At 30.2% G+C, this 21,494-nt stretch carries 21 protein-coding genes; all 21 read left to right on the forward strand.

What is annotated here, in order from left to right:
- Positions 1–3: 3 nt before the first annotated feature.
- The gene (locus DMB68_RS16660; RefSeq protein WP_110347772.1) at positions 4–1,077 is read left to right on the forward strand and encodes a DegT/DnrJ/EryC1/StrS family aminotransferase; all 1,074 of its coding nucleotides are present in this window, start codon (positions 4–6) and stop codon (positions 1,075–1,077) included.
- Positions 1,074–1,778, forward strand: coding sequence for a WbqC family protein (locus DMB68_RS16665; RefSeq protein WP_110347773.1), 705 nt, complete (start codon positions 1,074–1,076; stop codon positions 1,776–1,778). Before DMB68_RS16660 ends, DMB68_RS16665 begins: the two co-directional genes overlap by 4 nt.
- A 2-nt stretch (positions 1,779–1,780) precedes the next feature.
- Complete coding sequence (locus DMB68_RS16670) at positions 1,781–2,494, forward strand: methyltransferase domain-containing protein (RefSeq protein ID WP_110347774.1); 714 nt, start codon at positions 1,781–1,783, stop codon at positions 2,492–2,494.
- Positions 2,481–2,924: a flavodoxin family protein gene (locus tag DMB68_RS16675; protein WP_124019446.1), complete on the forward strand. Its 444-nt coding sequence runs from the start codon at positions 2,481–2,483 to the stop codon at positions 2,922–2,924. Before DMB68_RS16670 ends, DMB68_RS16675 begins: the two co-directional genes overlap by 14 nt.
- A 7-nt stretch (positions 2,925–2,931) precedes the next feature.
- On the forward strand, positions 2,932–3,912 hold the full coding sequence (locus tag DMB68_RS16680) for a leucine-rich repeat domain-containing protein (protein WP_110347776.1): 981 nt from the start codon (positions 2,932–2,934) through the stop codon (positions 3,910–3,912).
- Positions 3,897–4,904: a glycosyltransferase gene (locus tag DMB68_RS16685; RefSeq protein ID WP_110347777.1), complete on the forward strand. Its 1,008-nt coding sequence runs from the start codon at positions 3,897–3,899 to the stop codon at positions 4,902–4,904. The genes DMB68_RS16680 and DMB68_RS16685 overlap by 16 nt, the downstream gene beginning before the upstream one ends.
- A 139-nt stretch (positions 4,905–5,043) precedes the next feature.
- Entirely contained in the window at positions 5,044–5,937 is an 894-nt protein-coding gene (locus DMB68_RS16690; RefSeq protein ID WP_110347778.1) for a glycosyltransferase family 2 protein, read from the forward strand.
- Positions 5,937–6,671 carry a glycosyltransferase family 2 protein gene (locus tag DMB68_RS16695; RefSeq protein ID WP_110347779.1) on the forward strand — a complete coding sequence of 245 codons (735 nt, stop codon included), beginning with the start codon at positions 5,937–5,939 and terminating at the stop codon, positions 6,669–6,671. Before DMB68_RS16690 ends, DMB68_RS16695 begins: the two co-directional genes overlap by 1 nt.
- A 57-nt stretch (positions 6,672–6,728) precedes the next feature.
- A complete protein-coding gene (locus DMB68_RS16700; RefSeq protein ID WP_110347780.1) occupies positions 6,729–7,814 on the forward strand; it encodes a glycosyltransferase family 2 protein in 1,086 nt (361 codons plus the stop codon).
- 14 nt (positions 7,815–7,828) lie between these two features.
- Complete coding sequence (locus DMB68_RS16705) at positions 7,829–8,923, forward strand: glycosyltransferase family 4 protein (RefSeq protein ID WP_110347781.1); 1,095 nt, start codon at positions 7,829–7,831, stop codon at positions 8,921–8,923.
- Positions 8,924–9,012: 89 nt separating this feature from the next.
- Positions 9,013–10,110: an acyltransferase family protein gene (locus DMB68_RS16710; protein ID WP_110347782.1), complete on the forward strand. Its 1,098-nt coding sequence runs from the start codon at positions 9,013–9,015 to the stop codon at positions 10,108–10,110.
- 14 nt (positions 10,111–10,124) lie between these two features.
- Entirely contained in the window at positions 10,125–11,183 is a 1,059-nt protein-coding gene (locus DMB68_RS16715) for an N-acetylneuraminate synthase family protein (protein WP_110347783.1), read from the forward strand.
- Complete coding sequence (gene neuC, locus DMB68_RS16720) at positions 11,173–12,333, forward strand: UDP-N-acetylglucosamine 2-epimerase (RefSeq protein ID WP_110347784.1); 1,161 nt, start codon at positions 11,173–11,175, stop codon at positions 12,331–12,333. The genes DMB68_RS16715 and neuC overlap by 11 nt, the downstream gene beginning before the upstream one ends.
- Positions 12,334–13,035 (forward strand): acylneuraminate cytidylyltransferase family protein, encoded by a 702-nt coding sequence (locus DMB68_RS16725; protein ID WP_110347785.1) that lies wholly within the window; start codon positions 12,334–12,336, stop codon positions 13,033–13,035.
- Complete coding sequence (locus tag DMB68_RS16730) at positions 13,016–13,957, forward strand: NAD(P)-dependent oxidoreductase (protein WP_165830156.1); 942 nt, start codon at positions 13,016–13,018, stop codon at positions 13,955–13,957. The genes DMB68_RS16725 and DMB68_RS16730 overlap by 20 nt, the downstream gene beginning before the upstream one ends.
- Positions 13,958–14,040: 83 nt before the next feature.
- Positions 14,041–15,453, forward strand: coding sequence for a UDP-glycosyltransferase (locus DMB68_RS16735; protein ID WP_110347787.1), 1,413 nt, complete (start codon positions 14,041–14,043; stop codon positions 15,451–15,453).
- A gap of 44 nt (positions 15,454–15,497) precedes the next feature.
- Positions 15,498–16,931, forward strand: coding sequence for an MBOAT family O-acyltransferase (locus DMB68_RS16740; RefSeq protein WP_110347788.1), 1,434 nt, complete (start codon positions 15,498–15,500; stop codon positions 16,929–16,931).
- Positions 16,931–17,812, forward strand: a complete 882-nt coding sequence (locus DMB68_RS16745; RefSeq protein WP_110347789.1) for a hypothetical protein — start codon at positions 16,931–16,933, stop codon at positions 17,810–17,812. The genes DMB68_RS16740 and DMB68_RS16745 overlap by 1 nt, the downstream gene beginning before the upstream one ends.
- A 2-nt stretch (positions 17,813–17,814) precedes the next feature.
- Positions 17,815–18,978 carry a glycosyltransferase family 4 protein gene (locus DMB68_RS16750; protein WP_110347790.1) on the forward strand — a complete coding sequence of 388 codons (1,164 nt, stop codon included), beginning with the start codon at positions 17,815–17,817 and terminating at the stop codon, positions 18,976–18,978.
- Positions 18,975–20,513, forward strand: a complete 1,539-nt coding sequence (locus DMB68_RS16755; RefSeq protein WP_110347791.1) for a glycosyltransferase family 2 protein — start codon at positions 18,975–18,977, stop codon at positions 20,511–20,513. The genes DMB68_RS16750 and DMB68_RS16755 overlap by 4 nt, the downstream gene beginning before the upstream one ends.
- Positions 20,510–21,493 (forward strand): glycosyltransferase family 2 protein, encoded by a 984-nt coding sequence (locus DMB68_RS16760; RefSeq protein WP_110347792.1) that lies wholly within the window; start codon positions 20,510–20,512, stop codon positions 21,491–21,493. Before DMB68_RS16755 ends, DMB68_RS16760 begins: the two co-directional genes overlap by 4 nt.
- The last annotated feature ends 1 nt before the right edge of the window (position 21,494 follow it).

Consider the following 21,494-nt stretch of genomic DNA (forward strand, 5'->3'; position numbering starts at 1 on the left):
ATAATGATAAACGTAACTAAAACTTTTTTACCGCCCATTGAGGAATATCATAATCATTTACAGCGTGCCTGGGATAATCAATGGCTTACTAATCGTGGAGAATTGGTTTTGGAACTCGAAGCAAAACTAAAGAATTACTTGTCAGTACCTAATATTATTGCAACCAATAATGGTACAATTCCGCTTCAGATTGCTTTAAAATTATTAGGTAATGGAGGTGAAATAATTACAACGCCATTTTCTTATGTTGCGACAACTGCTGCAATAGTTTGGGAAAATTGCACACCAGTTTTTGTCGATATTCATCCAGAATATTTGACAATAGACGAAACAAAAATTGAAGAAGCAATTACCCCTAAAACAACTGCCATTTTAGCTACTCATGTCTTTGGTAATCCTTGCAATGTTGCTGCTGTTGAGGTGATTGCAAAAAAATATAATTTAAAAGTTATTTACGATGCTGCACATGCTTTTGGAGTAACTTACAACGGAAAGTCTATTTTTGAATATGGGGATATAAGTACCTGTAGTTTTCATGCCACTAAATTATTTCATACAGGTGAAGGAGGAGCTATGTTTACTAATGATTCTGATTTACAACATAAAATGTTTTACAGTCATAATTTTGGACATAAAGATCAATTACAGTTTTATGGATTAGGAATAAATGGAAAAATATCAGAACTCCAGGCAGCAATGGGATTATCGGTTTTTCCTTTTATAGATTTTATAATTGACGAAAGAAAAAAAATAGTAAATTACTATAATCAGAATCTTAACTTTTCTAAGTTGAAAGGTTTAAAGTTACGAAAAGATGTTGAATGGAATTATAGTTATTTTCCCGTTATTTTTGAAAGTGAAAATAAATTGCTAAGAGTTCAGAAAAAAATGAACGAAAACGAGATTTTTCCAAGAAGATATTTTTATCCTTCATTAAATACATTGCCTTACTTGGAGAAAGTAAAAATGGAAATTTCTGAAGAAATCTCAGTTAAAATTCTTTGTCTGCCGTTATATGTAGGATTGTCAGAAGTTGATTTAAATAAGATTGTAGAATTGATAAATGAAAATATATGAAATTGGCAATAATGCAGCCTTATCTTTTTCCGTATATTGGATATTTTCAATTAATAAATGCTGTAGATGCTTTTGTTGTATATGATGACGTAAATTATATTAAGCAAGGCTGGATTAACAGAAATAATATTTTAGTTAATAATGTATCCTTTTTATTTACACTTCCGTTGGCAAATGCGAGTTCATTCGCAACAATTAATAGTATCAAAATTGATAAGAAAGAATATCAAATATGGGTTCGCAAATTTTTAAAAACACTAGAACAATCATATACCAAAGCTCCATTTTTTTTAGAGGTTTTTCCATTAGTGAAAGATCTATTAGAAAGTGACAACGAAAAAATGGTAGAATTAATTAACAAAAGTTTATTCTCTATCACCAAATATTTAAATATAAAGACAAGGATAATTACTTCATCGGATATATTTAATAATAATTTTTTAAAAGGAAAGGAAAGAGTAGTTGATATTTGTATTCAGGAAAAAGCTACGGATTACATTAATTTAATTGGTGGTCAGGAATTATATTCAAAGGATTTTTTTTCAAATGAAAATATTGACCTTCATTTTATAAAAACTAATGAAATTAAGTATCAACAGTATAATGATAATTTTGTTCCATGGTTGTCAATAATTGACATAATGATGTTTAATTCCCCAAATGAAATCAATGTTATGCTAAATAATTATCAATTAATTTAAGAATGGAAAAAATAAATTGGGAAATATTTTGGTCAAATTATAGAAATGTAGAATCAAATCAAGAAGATGATTTGTTTTTTCAGGTTGGGAAAACTATAAATAAGGCACCAATTTCTAATGATGTTTTCATTGAAATGATTCAGAATTTAGAAAGTACATTACAGCTTAAAGATACTGATGTTCTATTGGAAATGTGTTGCGGAAATGGACTTTTGACAAAACCGTTAAGTGCAATCTGTAAAAATGTCTATGCTTTTGATTTTACATCTCATTTAATTGAAACAGCAAAAAAGTTTAAAATAAGCGATAACATTGTCTATAAAACAGGTGATGCAAAGTCTGATTTTTTTAGTTTATTTAATTTTGAAAAGTTACCAAATAAATATCTGATGAATGATTCTTTGGGATATTTTACCCCTTATGAATTAAAAAACATACTCCTTTTGATCTTAGAAAAAGTGGATGTCTTTTCTTTTTATATAACCGGAATTCCTGCCGATGAACTTAAATGGAATTTTTATAATACTCCGGAAAGAAAGAAAGTCTATCTGTCGTATTCCGAAAATTCTGATGAATCCAACAATGGTATGGGAAGATGGTGGAAGTCCGAGGAATTTATAAGTATTTCTGAAGATCTGAATTTAAAAGTTTCTTTAGCTAGCCAATCTAAAACAATTTCAAATTATAGAATGAATGTGCTTTTTGAAACAAAATAAAACTTTAATCGTTTTTTCTTCAAAAGGAAATTCTGCTAAAAATTCTGCATTCCGTATTTTAGATAATTTGAATAAGGAGACAGAGATCTTGTGTCTCAATGATAATTTTACTTTAGCACAAAATTTAGAATTCAAAAACTTGATTTTAGTTTGTCCAACTTATGGGGATGAAGAAATGGAGCGGAGAATGGAAGATTTCCTTGTTAAAAGTGACTGGAATAACCATCAAAAAAAGAATTTTGCTATTTGTGAACTTGGTTTATATCGTGGTTATCTTGAAACTGAACAAGGAGCAGGGATTATCATTAAAAAATATTTACTAAATAAAAATTTATTTTTTTTGGGTAATTTACTTTCAGTAGATTCTATTCCACTTGATGATTTTTCTTTGATAGATAAATGGAGTCAGGAAATTTCATCAATTTTATAAAGATTTTATGGACGATTTATTTATAATAGAAAGGCTCAAAAAAAAAATTAGCTCTCCTTTTTTGTATGAAATGAAAGGAAACCATTGCATAAGCTTAGATTTATCACAAGAGTCTATATTTGGAGGTAATTTTAGGCATCATTCTGAAACAGAGAAAGAAAAAATTCTTCTGCTTATTTCTGAATTAGAGTATCTCGAAACGTTAGACTTAAGAAAAAATCTTATTCAAAAAATTCCTCAGTCTTTTTTTAATCTAAAGAGTTTAAGAGATATTAATTTAGGTAGTAATGACCTCGTAGAGTTTCCTGAATTTTTACTTCAAAATGAAAATCTAGAAATGTTGTTTTTAGGGTGTAATCAAATTAAAAGCATACCAGAAAAGTTTTTTTTGTTGAAAAAAATAAAATCATTGCATTTACACAAAAATTGCATTGAACATTTGCCGGACGAATTTACAGAGTTTAAAAATCTTGAGGTTATACATCTTTATTTGAGTATGATCAAAGAATATCCAGAATCCTTATTTAATTGTAATAAGATTAAAACAATTAGTTTTGGTTTTAACGAGTTTGAACACTTACCGAAAGAAATTGGAAATTTAAGTGAATTGGAATATCTTACACTTATTTGTACAAACATTAATTCACTACCAGAGGAGTTTTGTAATTTAAAAAAATTAAAGGCAACGCGTTTGTTTAAAAATAAAATTACCAGCTTGCCAAAAAATATTGGTAATCTTGTTAATCTTGAGCAGATTTCTCTTTATCAAAATGATTTGAAAAAGCTGCCGGAAAGTTTTAAAAATCTTCAAAACCTAAAATTGTTAAATTTGGCAAAAAATAAATTCGATTATTTTCCAGGCGAAATAAGTTTGCTCAGTAATTTAGAATGGCTGAGTTTTCATGATAATCCACATGAGATAATACAACCTATGGATAGTTCTTATAAGGTAATCTCAAATAAATATGATTTATGGAAGGTTTTATAGTGAAACTTGAGGATAATAATTTTAAGATTAATAATATTGATACAATTTTAATAGACGAAACAGGTGATGGTATCCCAATGGTTTCTGTAACGATGATAACTTATAATCATCAGGCTTACATTGCTGAAGCTATTGAAAGTGTTTTGATGCAAAAAACTAATTTTAAGTTTGTCTTAGTTATTGGCGAGGATTGCGGAACTGATAAAACCAGAGAAATTATCTTGGAGTATCAAAGGAAGTATCCACAAAAAATTATCCTGAAATTGCCAAAGTCAAACTTAGGAATGATGGAAAATTCTATTTCAAATAAAATGTTTTGTAACGGGAACTATATTGCTGAATGTGAAGGAGACGACTATTGGACAGACTCGTTGAAGCTGCAAAAACAAGTTGATTTTTTGGAAAAAAACCAAGATTTTGTTATCAGCTGCAGTAATAGCCAGATGGTTAACCCTGAGGGCAGCTTTATTAGGATATTTAATGAAAATGAAATCCCTGAAATTACAGATATAAATTACATTCTAACTAATGAGTGGTATATTCCAACTGCGAGTGCGGTTTTTAGGAATATCAATATTATTGAGTTGCCAAAATGGTTTTGGAAAGTACTAAATGGAGATTATTGTCTTTATCTGATTCTTACAGCTAATGGAGGCTTAGTTCATTATATAAATGAAGCAAGATGTAATTATCGATTACATGAAAATGGCGTCTCGAATATTTTTAAAAGTGAAAAGGTATATCATTATTCAAAATTATTTATTTACAAGAAGTTTAATGTCTATAGTAATAGAAAATACGCTTATTTAATAAAAAATAAAATAGAAAGACATTCGATTAATATTTTAAAATCATTACCTGTTTTATCAAAAGAATTCTGGAAAATTTCATTTCATTTATTCTGGTTTGATAAGACTTTAAGTAAAAAATATGTTGATTATTTTATGAGACGATTATTTAAAGAAATAAAAATGTTATTAAAAATATCTTAAGCGCTTGTTAAACATCAAGACTGGTTTAAATTTGAAATTTCAAAATTAATTGCCCAATCTATACTATCAATAAGAAAATGCGGATTTGTAAAGCAACTATTCATGAATATCAATTTTACCAATAAAGGCAGTTAATTAAATGAATTACCCAAAAATATCAATCGTAACACCAAATTTTAATGGAGGACAATATCTTGAGGAAACTATTAAGTCAGTTTTATCTCAAAATTATCCTGATTTAGAATATATTATTATCGACGGTGGGAGTACTGACAATTCAGTTGATATAATTAAAAAATATGAAAGTCAATTAACATATTGGGTAAGCGAACCAGATAAAGGTTTGTATGAAGCCATTCAAAAAGGATTTGATAAATCAACTGGTCAAATCATGGCCTGGATAAATTCCGACGATGTATATCATCCAAAAGCTTTTTTTACTGTTGCTGAAATATTTAACTTAGAAGGTGTAAACTGGCTGCAGGGAGTTCCCTCTACTTTAGATGAAATGGGAAGGACAATAGCAGTTGGTAAAGTTAAAAGATGGTCTAAGCTGAATTACTATTTAGGGAGTTTTCATTGGATTCAGCAGGAATCTGTTTTTTGGAGACGATCTTTATGGGATATGTCCGGATCGAAATTGGATACTGAAATGAAATATGCAAGCGATTTAGAGTTATGGATTCGTTTTTTTAGACACGAAAAATTGTTTGTTACAAATGCTTTACTGGCAGGTTTTAGAATAAGATCAAAAAATCAATTGTCTTTAGACTATAAAGAAGCATATTTCGAAGAAGCAACCGATAAAATAAAGAATGAGGTCAACGATATTATATCAAATGAAGAAAGAGAAATACTTAAACAGATAAAAAAATATAACCTTATAATGCGCAAATTGCGATTCAAACTTTTACAAAGAATTTTTAGCAGTATTTTTTATCGAAAAACTAATAAAAAGAAAGAATCCATGTTTGGTTATCCGCCTATGATAATTTTTGATAGAATAAAACAAGAATTTAAAATTACTACCTAATGTTGAGACTATCAATTGTTACAATCAATTACAATAATAGAGAAGGGTTAAAAAAGACTGTTGAAAGTGTAATTAATCAAACTTACACAGAATTTGAATACATTGTAATAGATGGGGGATCTACTGACGGTAGTGTTGAGTATTTACACAATCAGAATCAAAATTTAAATTATTGGAGTGAACCTGATACCGGTATATATAATGCCATGAACAAGGGGATTGTAAAAGCGACAGGAGAATATTTATTATTTTTGAATAGTGGAGATGCATTATTGAATGATGAAATACTAAAAAACATTGCTTTAAATTTAGATCAAAAAGCGGTGTATTACGCACCGATATATTTGGACCAGAATAATGAAACTAAAAAAAAGGTTGAATATCCGCTAAACATAGATGAAAAGTTTGCATTTACAAATACAATATGCCAACAAGCCGTAATTTATCATAACTCGGTTTTTAAGAATAATTTTTTTGATGAAAAATTAAAATATATTTCAGACTGGAAAATGCATTTTGTTTTATTTAAGGCAAAAATTAATTTTATTCATTTAAACATTCCGTTTGCCATATATGATCTAAACGGATTGACCAGCAAGGGAGAAACAAAATATAATGCCCACAAGGAGAGATTAAAAGTACAGTTTTTAGAGTTTTTGTTTCATTTTTTAAAATATTACGGAACAAATAAAAGGGTACTTTTTAGAGTATTAAAAATATTTCTGAGAGTTTAATTTTTAATTATCACAGGAATTTTATTATCAGGCTAAGTAAAGCTATAGACTTTTGAAATGATAACTATTTTATATGCATACCGAAATAGGGAGATTAGTCGCATCAAGCAATCTCTCGATTCATTAGCTTCTCAAAAAAAGCAAAATTTTAGGGTTGTTTTTGTCGATTACGGATCTGAATTGTCTATTGCTCATGAGGTATTGAGTTTGACAAAAAGATATTTATTTATTCAATATTATTATTTAAATACTGCCCATCAGCCATGGAATAAAAGTAAAGCATTTAATTATGTTTTGAAAAATCTTGATTCTGAATATTGTTTTACTGCTGATGTAGATATGATTTTCCATCCTGAATTTACATTAGTTTTAGAAGAAAAGTGTAATCCAGACAAAGCAACTTTTTTTCAGGTAGGTTACATGTCTGATGATGAAAACAAGAAGGAAAGTGTCAATTATGATAATTATAATATTAAATTTTTAAGTACTGAAGAAGCTACAGGAATGACACTTTTTCCAGTTCAACGGCTAAAAAATATTCAGGGATTTGATGAGTTTTTTCATTTTTGGGGAGCTGAGGATACTGAAATTCATAATCGGATAAGAAAAACAGGATGTGAATTAGTTTTTTATGATCAAAAAGTCCTGATGCTGCATCAATGGCATAAAAATTACAGAAACAGGGAAACGTTACGATTAAATACTGAACTGCAATTATCCGGAATTGTAGAAATAAACCACCGTCATTTAAAATGTAATGCTGAAACTGAAATTGAGAATGTAAATTCAGAAAGCTGGGGAGAAATAATCTCAGAGTCAGATTTTAATGCATTAGAGGGTTTTGATAATGAGTTGGTTTTGATTAATAAAACAGAAGTAATCGAACATTTTTTGTTTGTTGAACTTCCACGATTCCAAAATAGTATTTTATCAGTTCGTTTTGTTGAAGATAATTTTCAAAATTCCTTAAAGTACAGATTCAAAAAGAGAATAGGTAAAAAAGTACCAAAATATTATAGTTTAAAAGAAATTAATGATAAGTTGCTTCTGCATATTATTTCGTTTTATCATCAATTTCCCTATACCTATAAAGTCAGTAATGATCTAAAAAGTATAAGTTTTAAAATAAAAAAGAAGAATTAATTTTCAAAAAATAAATGGCAAAAGTAATCCTTATATCACAATTTCCTCTTCCCTATTCTAAAATTGGTAGTTGGAGTACAATGTATTACAATTATTTAATGAATAATCATCTAATAGATTATGTAATTTGCCAAAAACCTGAGAGCATCCTCAATACAGTAAAATATCAATTTGTCTCTGAAAATATAATTGATAAAATAAAAAGGAAATTTTTTAAAAAACCATATCTAAGATATTTAAAAGCCCTTAATCAGGTAATCAAAAAGGATAATAAATATATTATTCAGATTGTTGATAATTTTGGGATAGTGAAGCCTTTACAAGAATTTTTGATACAAAATAGTTTAAGAGAAAATTGTCAGGTTCAATTTTTTTATCATGGCTTTCCACCCTATTTAGAGAATTTTCGGGGAAGATGGTTTTTTGAAAATATTGACGAAATGATTTTACTGACACTCGACAGTTATAAAGTACATAAGGATACCTATACTACATTGCCTTGTAAATTTTCAGTATTGCATAATGGAATAAATACAGATCAATTCCATAAAATTTCCGCTGAAGAAAAGTTAATTTTTAAAAATCAATTAGGTTTAAAGGAAAAAAAAGTTTTTATCTGGTGTTCTAAAGATATTCCTAAAAAAGGATTAGATTTTATATTGGAAGTTTGGAAAAAGATACAGGAACAAAATAAAAATACAGCTTTATTGGTTGTTGGAGCTACGAGAAATTACCAAATTGAAGGAGTTCATTTTTTAGGGAGAATTCCAAATAATGAACTTTCAAAATATTATCAAATGTCTGATTGTTATTTATTTCCAACACTTTGTCATGAAGGTTTTGGTATGAGTTTAATAGAAGCGCTGCATTCGGGCTGCTATTGTATTGCTTCGGCAATAGGTGGTGTTCCGGAAGTTTTGCAATATGGAAAATTAGGCAGGTTAATAGAAAATCCGCATTTTCAGCAAGAATGGGAAGATGCTATTTTAGAGTTTCTCAATCAAAAAGAAATAAAAGAAACTGTAATTCCGGATAATTTATATTCAACTCAAAGTTGGAATTCAGGGATGAATAAAATTATTGAAAATGCAAAAGACAGATTTAAATAAATGAAATATCAATTGTTTAGTCTGATGATTTTAAAGATAATTATGTAAATGTAAAATTATAGATGCCAAGGAGTGCATATAGATAAAACATGCAAAAAAATAATTTTTATTTTCCAAATCTTAATGGAGTTCGGTGTATTGCCTCATTAATGGTTATTATAAGTCATATTGAACTCAATAAATCCTATTTCGGCATTTCAAATAATTTTCAGAATGTAAAGCATTTAGGCGGGTTGGGAGTTTCTTTGTTTTTTGTTTTAAGTGGTTTTTTGATAACTTATTTATTATTGTTAGAGAAGGAAAAATATGGGAAAATCAATATTAAGTTTTTCTATCTAAGAAGGGTTTTGAGAATTTGGCCAGTTTATTATTTAGTAGTACTACTTTCATTGTTTGTATTGCCCGCTCTTTCAATTTTTAAAATACCCTATTTTCATTTGGATTTTGATACAAATTATCAATTTTATATGATTTGTTGCATGTTTGTTTTTTTTCTTCCAAATGTTTTGATTAGTTTAAAATTAGTCCCATTTGCTACTCAAACATGGTCTATAGGGACAGAGGAACAATTTTATCTTGTCTGGCCTTTATTAATCAATAGAGTTTTAAATTTTAAAAAATGGTTATGGAGTATATTTTTGTTGTACAATTTGGTTTTGATAGTTTTAAACAATTCCATTTTTGACAACATACGCTATATTGATTTAATAAGAAGTTATATTGATTTGATGCAAATGAATGCACTTAGTTTGGGGGCTATAACGGCTTTTTTTCTTTATACAAAAAATAAGATTTTATCTTTTTTTATAAAAACGGGTGTTTTTTTTGTCGTTCTTTTTCTGTTGCTGATATCTATATTTTATAATGTTCAAATTAAATATTTTAGCTCATCGTATTATTCTGTTTTATTTTCAGTTCTTATTCTGAGTTTAACATCAAACGTTGATTTGATAAAAAGTTTAGAAAATAAAATCTTTGTTTATTTGGGAAAGATTTCTTATGGGTTGTATATGTATCACCAAATGATGATTGTATTGTGTATTAACGTTCTAAAAAAATGGGATATTGTTAATGATTTTTTTATTTATCTATTTTCAATTCTTACTACAATATTAATTTCCGGTTTGTCATATCAATTTATAGAAAAACCTTTTCTTAATTATAAAAAATACTTTTTGAAAATTTAATCGTAACTCATTTTATGAATAATCCATCAGATAACAAAAATGTACCCCAAAAAAGATTACAAAGTTATTCACCATTAGTTATTGCTGAAATAGGGCAGGCTCATGAGGGAAGTTTAGGTATGGTACATTCCTATATTGATGCTTTGTCTACTACCGGAGTCGATGCGACCAAGTTTCAAATGCATATTGCAGAAGCTGAAAGCAGTTTAGAAGAGCCATTTAGAATAAAGTTTTCTTATGAAGATGCAACCCGATTTGATTATTGGAAACGTATGAGTTTTACGTTAGAACAATGGAAAGAAATTAAAAAGCATTGTGATGCTGTAGGATTAGAATTTATATGCTCCCCTTTTAGTAATTTGGCTGTTGATTGGTTAGAAGAAATTGGGGTAGAACGATACAAAATAGGTTCAGGTGAAATCACTAATTTTTTACTTTTAGAGAAAATAGCGCAAACGAAAAAACCTATAATTTTATCTTCAGGAATGAGTAGCTTTGCTGAATTAGACAGCACGGTTGAATTTTTGCAAAACAGAAAAGTTTCGTACTCAATTTTACAATGTACGACAGCATACCCAACTCAGCCTGAACAATACGGATTAAATGTGATAACAGAATTGCAAAAGCGTTATAAGGTTGCTATTGGTTATTCTGATCATTCAGCTAAAATTGCTACTGCTATTGCCGCAACAGCTCTGGGCGCATCCATTTTAGAATTTCATGTGGTTTTTGACAGAAGACAATTTGGGCCTGATTCGAACTCATCGCTGACTATTGACGAAACAAAACAATTAGTTGAAAGCGTTCGAAATATAAGTAAAGCCATTCATCATCCAATTGATAAAAATGATGTATCAGCTTTTGAAAACCTAAAAAATATATTTGAAAAATCATTAGCGGTGAACAAAAAAATACCAGAAGGTCATATATTGACTTTTGATGATTTAGAAGCCAAAAAACCAAAAGGTTTTGGAATATCTGCTGTGGATTTTGAAAGAGTTATAGGCAAAAAAGTAAAATTAGAAAAGGAGCAGTGGGATTTTTTAAATATCGAAGACTTATATGAGTTTTAAAAGAAAAATAGCAGTTGTTATTACTGCAAGACCATCTTACAGCAGGGTAAAAACAGTATTGGCAGCCATAAATAAGCATTCTGAACTGGAGTTACAATTAATAGTGGCTGCATCGGCCTTATTGGATCGCTATGGTTCAGCAGTTAATTATATTGAAAAAGATGGTTTTACTATTGCTGCCAAAGTGTTTAATGTGCTGGAAGGAGAGAATCTGACTGCCGCTGCAAAAACTACAGGGATAGGTATTTTAGAACTATCGACTGTTTTTGATAATCTAAAACCTGATATTGTCGTAACAGTTGCAGACCGGTTTGAAACTATGGCAACAGCTATTGCTGCTTCTTATATGAATATTCCTCTGGCGCACATACAGGGAGGAGAAGTGACCGGAAATATTGACGAAAAAGTACGCCATGCCATTACAAAGCTGGCTGATTACCATTTTGTAGCTTCAGAAAATGCCAAAGAAAGAGTAATCAAATTAGGTGAAGATCCAACGATGGTTTTTAATACAGGCTGCCCTTCCATCGATTTGGCAGAGGAGGTGATTAATAGCAAAGAACTTCCATTTGATCCCTATGAAAAATATGGAGGTGTGGGTGCAAAACCTGATTTGACTCAGGGGTATCTGGTTGTAATGCAGCACCCGGTTACCACTGAATACAAAGATTCCAGAAAACATATTGAAGCTACATTAGAAGCTGTTTACAAATTAGAGCGACCAACTCTTTGGTTTTGGCCTAATGTCGATGCAGGAGCCGATGGAACTTCAACGGGGATTCGTGCTTTTAGGGAGCAACATCAATTGCCTAATGTTCATTTTTTCAAAAATATGGAAGGAAAAGACTTTCTGCACTTATTAAAACACAGTGATTGTCTGATAGGAAATTCCAGTGTTGGAATACGCGAATGTGCTTTTTTAGGGGTCCCTGTTATTAATATTGGCTCACGTCAAAATAGAAGAGACCGTGGTAATAATGTCGTGGATGTTTCATATAATCTAAAAGAAATCATTGCAGCTATTCAGGACAGTATTGCTAACGGAAAATTTGATCCTTCAAATGTTTATGGGGGAGGTGATGCCGGACAGAAAATAGCGAATTTATTAGCGGAACTCCCATTGCAGTTTCATAAAACAATATCCTATTAAATGAAAATTTTAGCCATTATACCTGCCAGGGGAGGCTCAAAAGGTGTACCCGGAAAAAACATCAAATTATTAGGTGAAAAACCGCTGCTTTTGTACGCTTATGAATGTGCTCATAATTCTAAATATGAGATTGATATAATTGTTTCTACAGATGACGATGAAATAAAAAACATTTGTATTAAGAATAATGTTAAAGTTATTGACAGACCTGCGGTATTGGCCGAAGATTCAAGCTCGGTTACAAGTGCGATTCATCACGTTCTGCAAAATTTGACTGTTAGCTATGATTTAATCGTATTGTTGCAGCCAACTTCTCCTTTTAGAAAAAGTGAGCAACTGGATGAAATTATAGATTTTTTTGAAAAAGACAGCTCTTTAGAAGGTGTTATAAGTGTTGTAGGTGTTGATGATGCACATCCTGCCAGAATGTATAGTCTGGATTCTGATTTTATGATGAAACCTTTCTTAAATTATAAAGGGGAAGCTATCAGAAGACAAGATTTAGATCCTGTTTATCTTAGAAATGGTTGTTTTTATGTGGTAACAACACAATCATTTTTAGCTCAAAATTCGGTAATGCCTTTGCGAAAAAAAGCATATTTAATGGATTCTAAATATCATGTAAATATAGATACTCCTAAAGATTTTATGCTTGCCAGTTTAATTTATGATGAATGGAAAAATGAAAATAGCAATAACTGAATCAGAAAATTTCACTAAAATTGGTCTTGAAAAACTGAAAACAATTGGTCAGGTTCAGGAGAATGATTTTAAGAGTATGGAAGAACTAATTCATATATGCGAAAAAGTTGAGGTTCTTTTTGTCCGTTTGCGTTTTAAATTCACGCAAGAAATCTTAATGCAGCTTCCCGATTTAAAATTTATTCTTTCAGCAACTACCGGAACAGATCATATAGATGAAGATTTTTTTGTAAAACGTGGAGGTAAAGTAATCTGCCTAAAGGGAGAAACAGAATTTTTAGAGCAAATACCATCGACAGCAGAACATACCTGGGCGTTACTTTTATCATTATACAAAAAAATTCCATTTTCATTTGATGATGTAAAGCAGGGTAATTGGAATAGAGATGCATTTAAAGGGAATAACCTTAAAAATAAAAAAATTGCGATTCTTGGAATGGGAAGAGTTGGCAAACAAGTTGCTAACATTGCCACTTGTTTTAATATGCAGGTTGGGTATTATGATATTAAAGAAATGGACCAGCCATATCTTAAATTTAGTACACCTTCAGCTTTATTTGAATGGGCTGATATTATTACTATTCATATTCCGCAAAATGATTCAAACCAAAATTTTATAGATAAAGATCTATTATCATATATTAAGAAAACGGCAGTACTAATTAATACATCAAGAGGCGGGATCTGGGATGAATCTAAACTCTGTGAAATGATAGTAAACAATGAAATTAGAGGTGTTGCTACAGATGTTTTAAAAAACGAATTAGACAACAAAATTAAGGAAAATCGATTAGTTGCTTTATCACAAAAAAGTTTTCCAATAATTATTACACCTCATATTGCAGGCGCAACTATTGAATCAATGGAAATGACTGAAGATTTCATTGTAGAGAAATTTATAAGAGATTGGAATTATAAATAGTAAGCGATTCTTATTGTAGAAGATAATTATGTATAAATAAACTATTGATAGTTTTAATTTTTAAAATTATTGTAAAAATATAAATGAAAGATCAAACACCAAATTTTAAAATATTCATCTTATTACCTGACGGAATTGGGCTTCGGAATTTTGCTTTTTCTAATTTTCATAAAATAGGTTTAGATAAAAATTTTGACATAACCTATTGGAATAATACACCGTTTGACTTAGCAACATTGGGTTTTAACGAAATTAAAATCAAAAAGGCAAAATTAAATCCTTTAACGGACAGTTATAAAAATGCCCGTAAACATATCGAACTTAATTTAAATGTAAAAAAAGAAAACGACCCTGTTTATAATGCGTACCGATTTCCGTTTTCTTATAAAAAATGGAAATCATCCTTAAAAAATTTATTTTCAAAATTTTTAATTACTTTTTATTCCTCAGATAAAGGATTAGAAAAAGTTCGAAAAAAAATTGTAAAATTAGAAAGTAGTACTTCTTATTTTAATGAATGTCTGGAAACTCTTCAAAATCAAAAACCGGATTTTGTGTTTTGCACGAATCAGCGGCCTGTCTTTGCAATCGCTCCCTTATTAGCGGCAAAAAAATTAAATATTCCAACGGCGACATTCATCTTTTCCTGGGATAATTTGCCAAAAGCAACCATGGTGGTGGAAACTGATTTTTATTTTGTGTGGAGTGAACACATGAAAAAGGAATTGCTTCATTATTACCCCTACATAAACGAAAAACAGATAATTATAACTGGAACACCGCAATTTGAAAACCATTTTGACAGCAATCTGCGTGTTTCAAAAGAGCAATTTTATAAAGAATATCAACTCGATTTAAATAAAAAATACATTTGCTATTCTGGTGACGATATAACAACTTGTCCGGATGACCCACAATATTTAAGTGATGTTGCAGAAGCTGTGAGAAAGTTGAATGTAAAGGGATATTCTCTTGGGATACTTTTGAGACGTTGCCCTGTAGATTTTTCGAATCGATTTGATTCTGTAATAGCTAAATACCAAGACATTATAACGCCAATTACGCCCTTATGGGAAAAAATTGGAGAAGGGTGGAACACCATTTTACCAACCAAAGCAGATATGGTTTTGCAGACCAACACGATACAACATACCGAAATGGTTATAAATTTAGGTTCCTCGATGGTATTTGATTATGCAGCCTATCAAAAACCTTGTGCTTTTATAAATTATGATGCAAAAGTTAAAATTGATGAAAACTGGTCAGTTTCAAAAATTTACAAATACATTCATTTTCGATCGATGCCCAATAAAAATGCGGTGATTTGGTTAGATTCCGCAAATACAATCGCTGATAAGGTTGAATTTGGTTTACAACACCCACAGCATAGTATTGAAGATGCACAGTTGTGGTTCGAAAAAATTAACAGACATCCTCCAGAAGAATCTTCAAAACGCATTTGGGAAGGAATTATGAGTATAATTTCTGGTAAATAGCCTTTCTTTGCAGTTCAAATTAGAATAAATATTACAGTTAATTTATGTTTTTTAACTCCATAGCATTTGCTATTTTTTTACCCATTGTTTTCTATCTATATTGGTTCGTTTTCAATAAAACAAAAAGCACCCAAAATGCTCTATTAATAATTGCCAGTTATTATTTTTATTCTTGTTGGGACTGGAGATTTCTTTTTTTATTAGTGTTTTCAACTTTCCTGGACTATTATACCGGAATTCAAATTGAAAAAGGAAAATCAGAAAGAGATCGAAAATTTTGGTTTTGGCTAAGTATTTTGGTCAATTTAGGATTTTTAGGAATATTTAAATACTATAACTTTTTTGCAGTTTCATTTTCAGAATTATTAAATTCAGTTGGATTACAGGCGAGTCCAATTCTATTAAATGTAATTCTTCCTGTTGGAATTTCATTTTATACATTTCATGGATTGTCGTATGTAATTGATATCTATTATAAGCGAATTAAAGCCGAATATAATTTTGTAGATTATTCACTGTTTGTAAGCTACTTTCCGCTTCTTGTGGCCGGTCCAATTGAAAGAGCCACTCATTTATTGCCTCAGGTAAAAGTAAAACGGGAGTTTAATTTTGAAAATGCGAAAGAAGGTATTTATCAAATTATTTGGGGATTGGTCAAAAAAGTAGTCATTGCAGATACTTGTGCCACTTACGCTAATGCCATTTTTGATCATTATACTTCGATGAATTCCTTCTCATTGATATTAGGAGCAGTTTATTTTGCATTTCAAATTTATGGCGATTTTTCAGGTTATTCGGATATTGCTTTGGGGACTTCAAAATTGTTTGGTTTAGATTTATTAAAAAATTTCAACTATCCTTATTTTTCAAGAGATATTGCCGAATTTTGGCGTCGCTGGCACATTTCGCTCTCCTCATGGTTCCGTGATTATTTGTACATTCCGTTAGGTGGAAGTAAAGGCGGACTTTGGATGAAAATTAGAAATACTTTTATCATTTTTGTAGTTAGCGGTTTTTGGCATGGAGCCAATTGGACATACATAGCCTGGGGATTTATAAATGCAGTTTACTTTTTGCCTTTGCTTTTGCGTAATAGTAACCGAAACAATATGGATGCAATAGAACTTTCGTGGAATTTTAATTCCGTGAAAACAATCGTAAGTATCCTTTTTACCTTTATGATTACTTGTGTGGCCTGGATATTTTTTAGAGCTAAAACCATAACTGATGCTGTTTTGTATGTAAAAGGAATTTTTACTAATAAAGATTTTGGCTTTCAGTATTTAGACAACGAGCGTTATAATTACGAGCTCCTTCTTTTAATTGGATTATTTGTTTTGGTAGAATGGAACAGCCGAACTAAAATTGAGCCTCTTTCAGGTAAAAAAAGCATGTTGAAATTAGCTTTGGCAATTATGGCAATCATGGCTTTTGGTACTTTTTCTGATTACAAAGAATTTATATATTTTCAGTTTTAATGAAGCATTTTCTAATTTATACAATCAAAATCCTTATTGTAGTTCTGCTAACCGCTATAGCTTTAGACGGATTATACACTTATATTTTTCTGCAATCTGAAAACAGAGGAAAGATTGAAACAGTTTTTAATTCAGAACAGCAAAATTATGATGTTATAATTTTGGGATCCTCACGCGCTAATAATCATTTTGTATCCCAAATGTTTGAGGATAAAGGATTAAAAACATTTAATTACGGAATGAGCGGAGGTCATTTGTTTGAAGCTTCCCTGATGCTGAAATTGATGATTGAAAGAAAATATACAATCAAAAATGTAATTTTAGAAGCCGATTTAAATCTTTCAAACGACCACGAATCAGAAGGGATTTCAGCTAAATTTTTACCTTACATTCACAATTCAGCAGTAATAAAGAATCATTTCGAAACTGAGAAAAATTTTAATGAATTGTACTATATCCCTTTTTACAGATATGTAAAATATGATGGTAAAATTGGATTTAGAGAAACTTATAAAATTGTAACTGGAGAAAAAACAAATGCTTTAGATAATTTAGGATATTATCCATTAATAAAACACAAAAACGGGAATATGAAAAATAATATTCACAATTTAAATCCTTTAAAACGTAACAAATATTACGAAGAAATCAAGAATATTTGCAAAGCCAATAGTATCAATTTTATTGCTGTAATGACGCCAATGTGCGAGAATGTTGTGGGAATGAACTATTTTGATAAAGTAAAAAAAGCGTACCCCGAAATTCATAATTATGAAAACGTAGTGGTAGAAAATAAATACTTTTCGTCTTGTGGGCACATGACAGATGCGGGTGCCAAAATGTTTACAACGAGAATTTTAAAAGATTTTTTTTATAAATAAGAATGAAAATAGCTTTTTTAACTCCGGAATACCCACACTCCAAAACAGGAAACTCAGGAGGAATCGGGACAAGTATTAAAAATTTAGCAATTGGACTTTTAGCTAAAGGAGTTTCGGTGCGTATATTAGTATATGGACAAAAAGAAGATGATGCATTTAATGATGACGGAATTCATATTCAGCAAATAAAAAACATTAGGTTTAAAGGTTTATCCTGGTTTTTGACAAGAAAAAAGATTGAAAAAATAATCAATCAACTACATGCAAATAATGAAATTGATTTGGTTGAAGCAGCAGACTGGACAGGGATAACTTCATTTATAAAACCCAAATCATGTCCGTTAATTATAAGATTGAACGGGTCTGATACCTATTTTTGCCATTTGGATAATCGTCAAGTAAAATGGGTTAATAAATTTCATGAAAAAAGAGCATTAGAAAATGCTGATGGATTATTGTCTGTGAGCCAGTTTACAGCTGATACCACAAATATGATTTTTGGTTTGAAGAAGAAATTTACAATTATTCCAAACCCTATTGATATTAATTTGTTTCAGGTAAATAATGAAGATTACCCGAAACAGAAAACCATACTATATTTTGGAAGTCTAATTCGAAAAAAAGGACTTTTAGAATTGCCGTTGATTTTTAATAAAGTGATAGAAAATAATCCTGATGCCAAATTGATTTTGATTGGCAGGGATGTTCCGGATATTATTTCGGGAAATTCTTCTACCTGGCAAATGATGCAGGAATTATTTTCAGACAAGGCAAGGCAAAAGACAGAATATTTGGGGAGCGTTCCGTATATCGAAATAAAAGAAAAAATTCAACAGGCAACAGTTTGTGTTTTTCCTTCTTTTGCAGAGGCTTTTCCGGTTTCGTGGCTGGAAGCAATGGCAATGAAAAAACCAATTGTAGCCTCAAACGTAGGATGGGCCCAGGAAATGATCGATGATAATAAAAATGGCTTTTTAGAATATCCGGCAGATCATGAGAATTTTGCTCAAAAAATTAATAATTTTCTGGAGGATGAGATTTTGTGTCATAAATTAGCACAAGCCGCGAGAAATAAAGTAGAAAAATATTTTGATATACATGTAATAGCCAATCAGAACATAGATTTTTACAAAAAAATAATTAGCCAAAAAAACAGACAAAAATGATAATTGTATATCATGAAAACAATAAAGTAATTAGCGTTAGTGATACCAATAAAAGTTCACTTTTTTCGGGTAAAAATATTGTAGCAACTTTATTTGAAATTGCAATTGCTTTTCCTGAAGAGTTGGTGATTTGGTGTCTTTTTGATTTGAAATCTAATTTGAATTTTTCTGAATTTGAGAAAATTTTTCATCATCAAAAGATAATGGCTTCTTACAATCCATTCCAAAATTCATTTTTATCAGATGCTATTGGCTATGTAGAAGAATCTGTTTTTATAAATATCAATAAAAAAGTTGCTTATCCTACATGGCAAATGAGTAGTTGTGTTGGGGGTATTCAGGCGTCTGTTCTGTTAGCATTGAAAGAGGAAATTAATGTTTCAAATAACTTTGATTATTTTTTGCATTCTTTGGCAAAACTCGCAATGTCAAAAGGTCTTTTGTGTCATTCAGAACCAAAATTGTTAAAGAAAATACCTCATCTAAATAAATTTCATAAAAACAGTAATTTTATTTTATTTCGATTTGTAAAACAACATTATAAAACGCGGTGGTCATTTTTATTGTTTTTAAATTTGTTTTTTTACGAAAGAAAAATTCTCATTTTGCCTTTCGTTTTTTCACTGCTTTATTCCCGAAGAAAGTTAAAAAACGACTTATTAGATAATATTAAAGTTGAGTCAACAAAAAAAGTAGTTGAGTCAGGAACCATGGATGTTATTATTCCCACCATTGGAAGGAAGGAATATTTGTATGATGTTTTAAAAGATTTATCGCAGCAGACTCATCTTCCTGAAAATGTTATTATTGTTGAACAGAACCCCAACCCGGAAAGTGTTTCTGAATTGGATTATCTTGCAAATGAAATTTGGAATTTTGGGATAAAACATATTTTTACACATCAGGCAGGTGCTTGTAATGCGCGCAATTTAGCTTTGGCCGAAGTAAAGAGCGAATGGGTATTTTTAAATGATGATGATAATAGATTCAACAGTGATTTAATTGAGAAAACACTGGAGAATTGTATAAAATACGGAACCCAAGTTGCCAGTAATTCATATTTGAGATTAAATGAAAAAAAAGAAGTCAATGAAGTGATTCAATCCTCTGTTTTTGGTTCCGGAAATAGTTTCTTGAAGTCTGATTTGTTAAATTTAGTTTCTTTTAGAAAAGGTTTTGAGTTTGGTTATGGAGAAGATAGTGATTTTGGAATGCAATTAAGGAATTTAGGAACTGACATTTTGTATTTTCCAAACCCGGAAATTATCCATTTAAAAGCACCAATTGGCGGATTCAGAACCAAGCCAGTTTTGGGATGGCAAAATGATGAGATTCAGCCTAAACCATCACCAACAGTTATGCTGTATAAGATATTACATTTAAATGAAAAGCAAATATCGGGTTATAAAACGATTCTGTTTTTTAAATTTTATAAAGTGCAGCCAATAAAAAATCCAATCAGCTATTTCTTTAATTTTAAAAAGCAATGGAATAGAAGTTTATACTGGGCAAATCTACTAAAAAATCAGAGATGAAATTTTCGTTAATTATTTGTACCTACATGCGTCCAGAACCGTTGCTGAAATTATTAGATTCGGTTCAAAAACAATCATTATATCCGGATGAAATTTTAATTATTGATGGTTCGACAAATAATCTTACAGAAAGTATTTTAAATAAAGATCAATTTAAAGAGCTAAAGTATTTTTTGGTTGCAGAAGAAAACAGAGGTCTTACCAAACAAAGAAATTTTGGTATTTCTAAAGTAGCAAATAATATTGATGTTGTTTGTTTTTTAGATGACGATACTGTTTTGGAACCTGATTATTTTAAAAATTTACTTGACACATATGAACAATATCCGGAAGCTTTAGGTGTAGGAGGATATATTTCTAATGAAATCCAATGGATAAAAGTAGAGGAGAATTATTCCCCAAAAATAAATGAATTTTATTTTGACGGATGGAAAAGAAAAGAAGCGGCCCGATTTGTTTTAAGAAAAAAATTAGGATTAGATAGTGATTGCCTACCAGGATTTTCGCCTTCATTTTCTCATGCAAGAAGTGTTGCATTTTTACCACCTTGTGATAAAATATATGAAGCTGAGCTATTGATGGGCGGTGTCTCTTCGTTTAAAAAACAGGTATTAGATAAGTTTCAATTCTCTACTTATTTTGAAGGATATGGTTTATATGAGGATGCCGATTTTTGCTTAAGAGTTGCAAAAACAGGAAAGTTGTTTCTCAACACTAAGGCAAAGTTAAATCATTACCATGAAGCTTCAGGAAGGCCAAATCAATACTTATATGGTAAGATGATAGTTAGAAATGGTTGGTACGTTTGGCGTGTTAAAAACCCAAATCCAAATTGGAAAGACAGGTTTAAATGGCATTCTATTACAGGGTTTTTAACGATTCTTAGATTTAGTAATATATTTACGACTGCAAATCGCAAACAAGCTTTCACAGAGACAGCAGGAAGAATTGTTGGGTGGTTTCAGATTTTAATAAAATGAT

This window comes from Flavobacterium hydrophilum (genome assembly GCF_003202405.1).
In the GTDB taxonomy this organism is placed as follows: Bacteria; Bacteroidota; Bacteroidia; order Flavobacteriales; family Flavobacteriaceae; genus Flavobacterium; species Flavobacterium hydrophilum.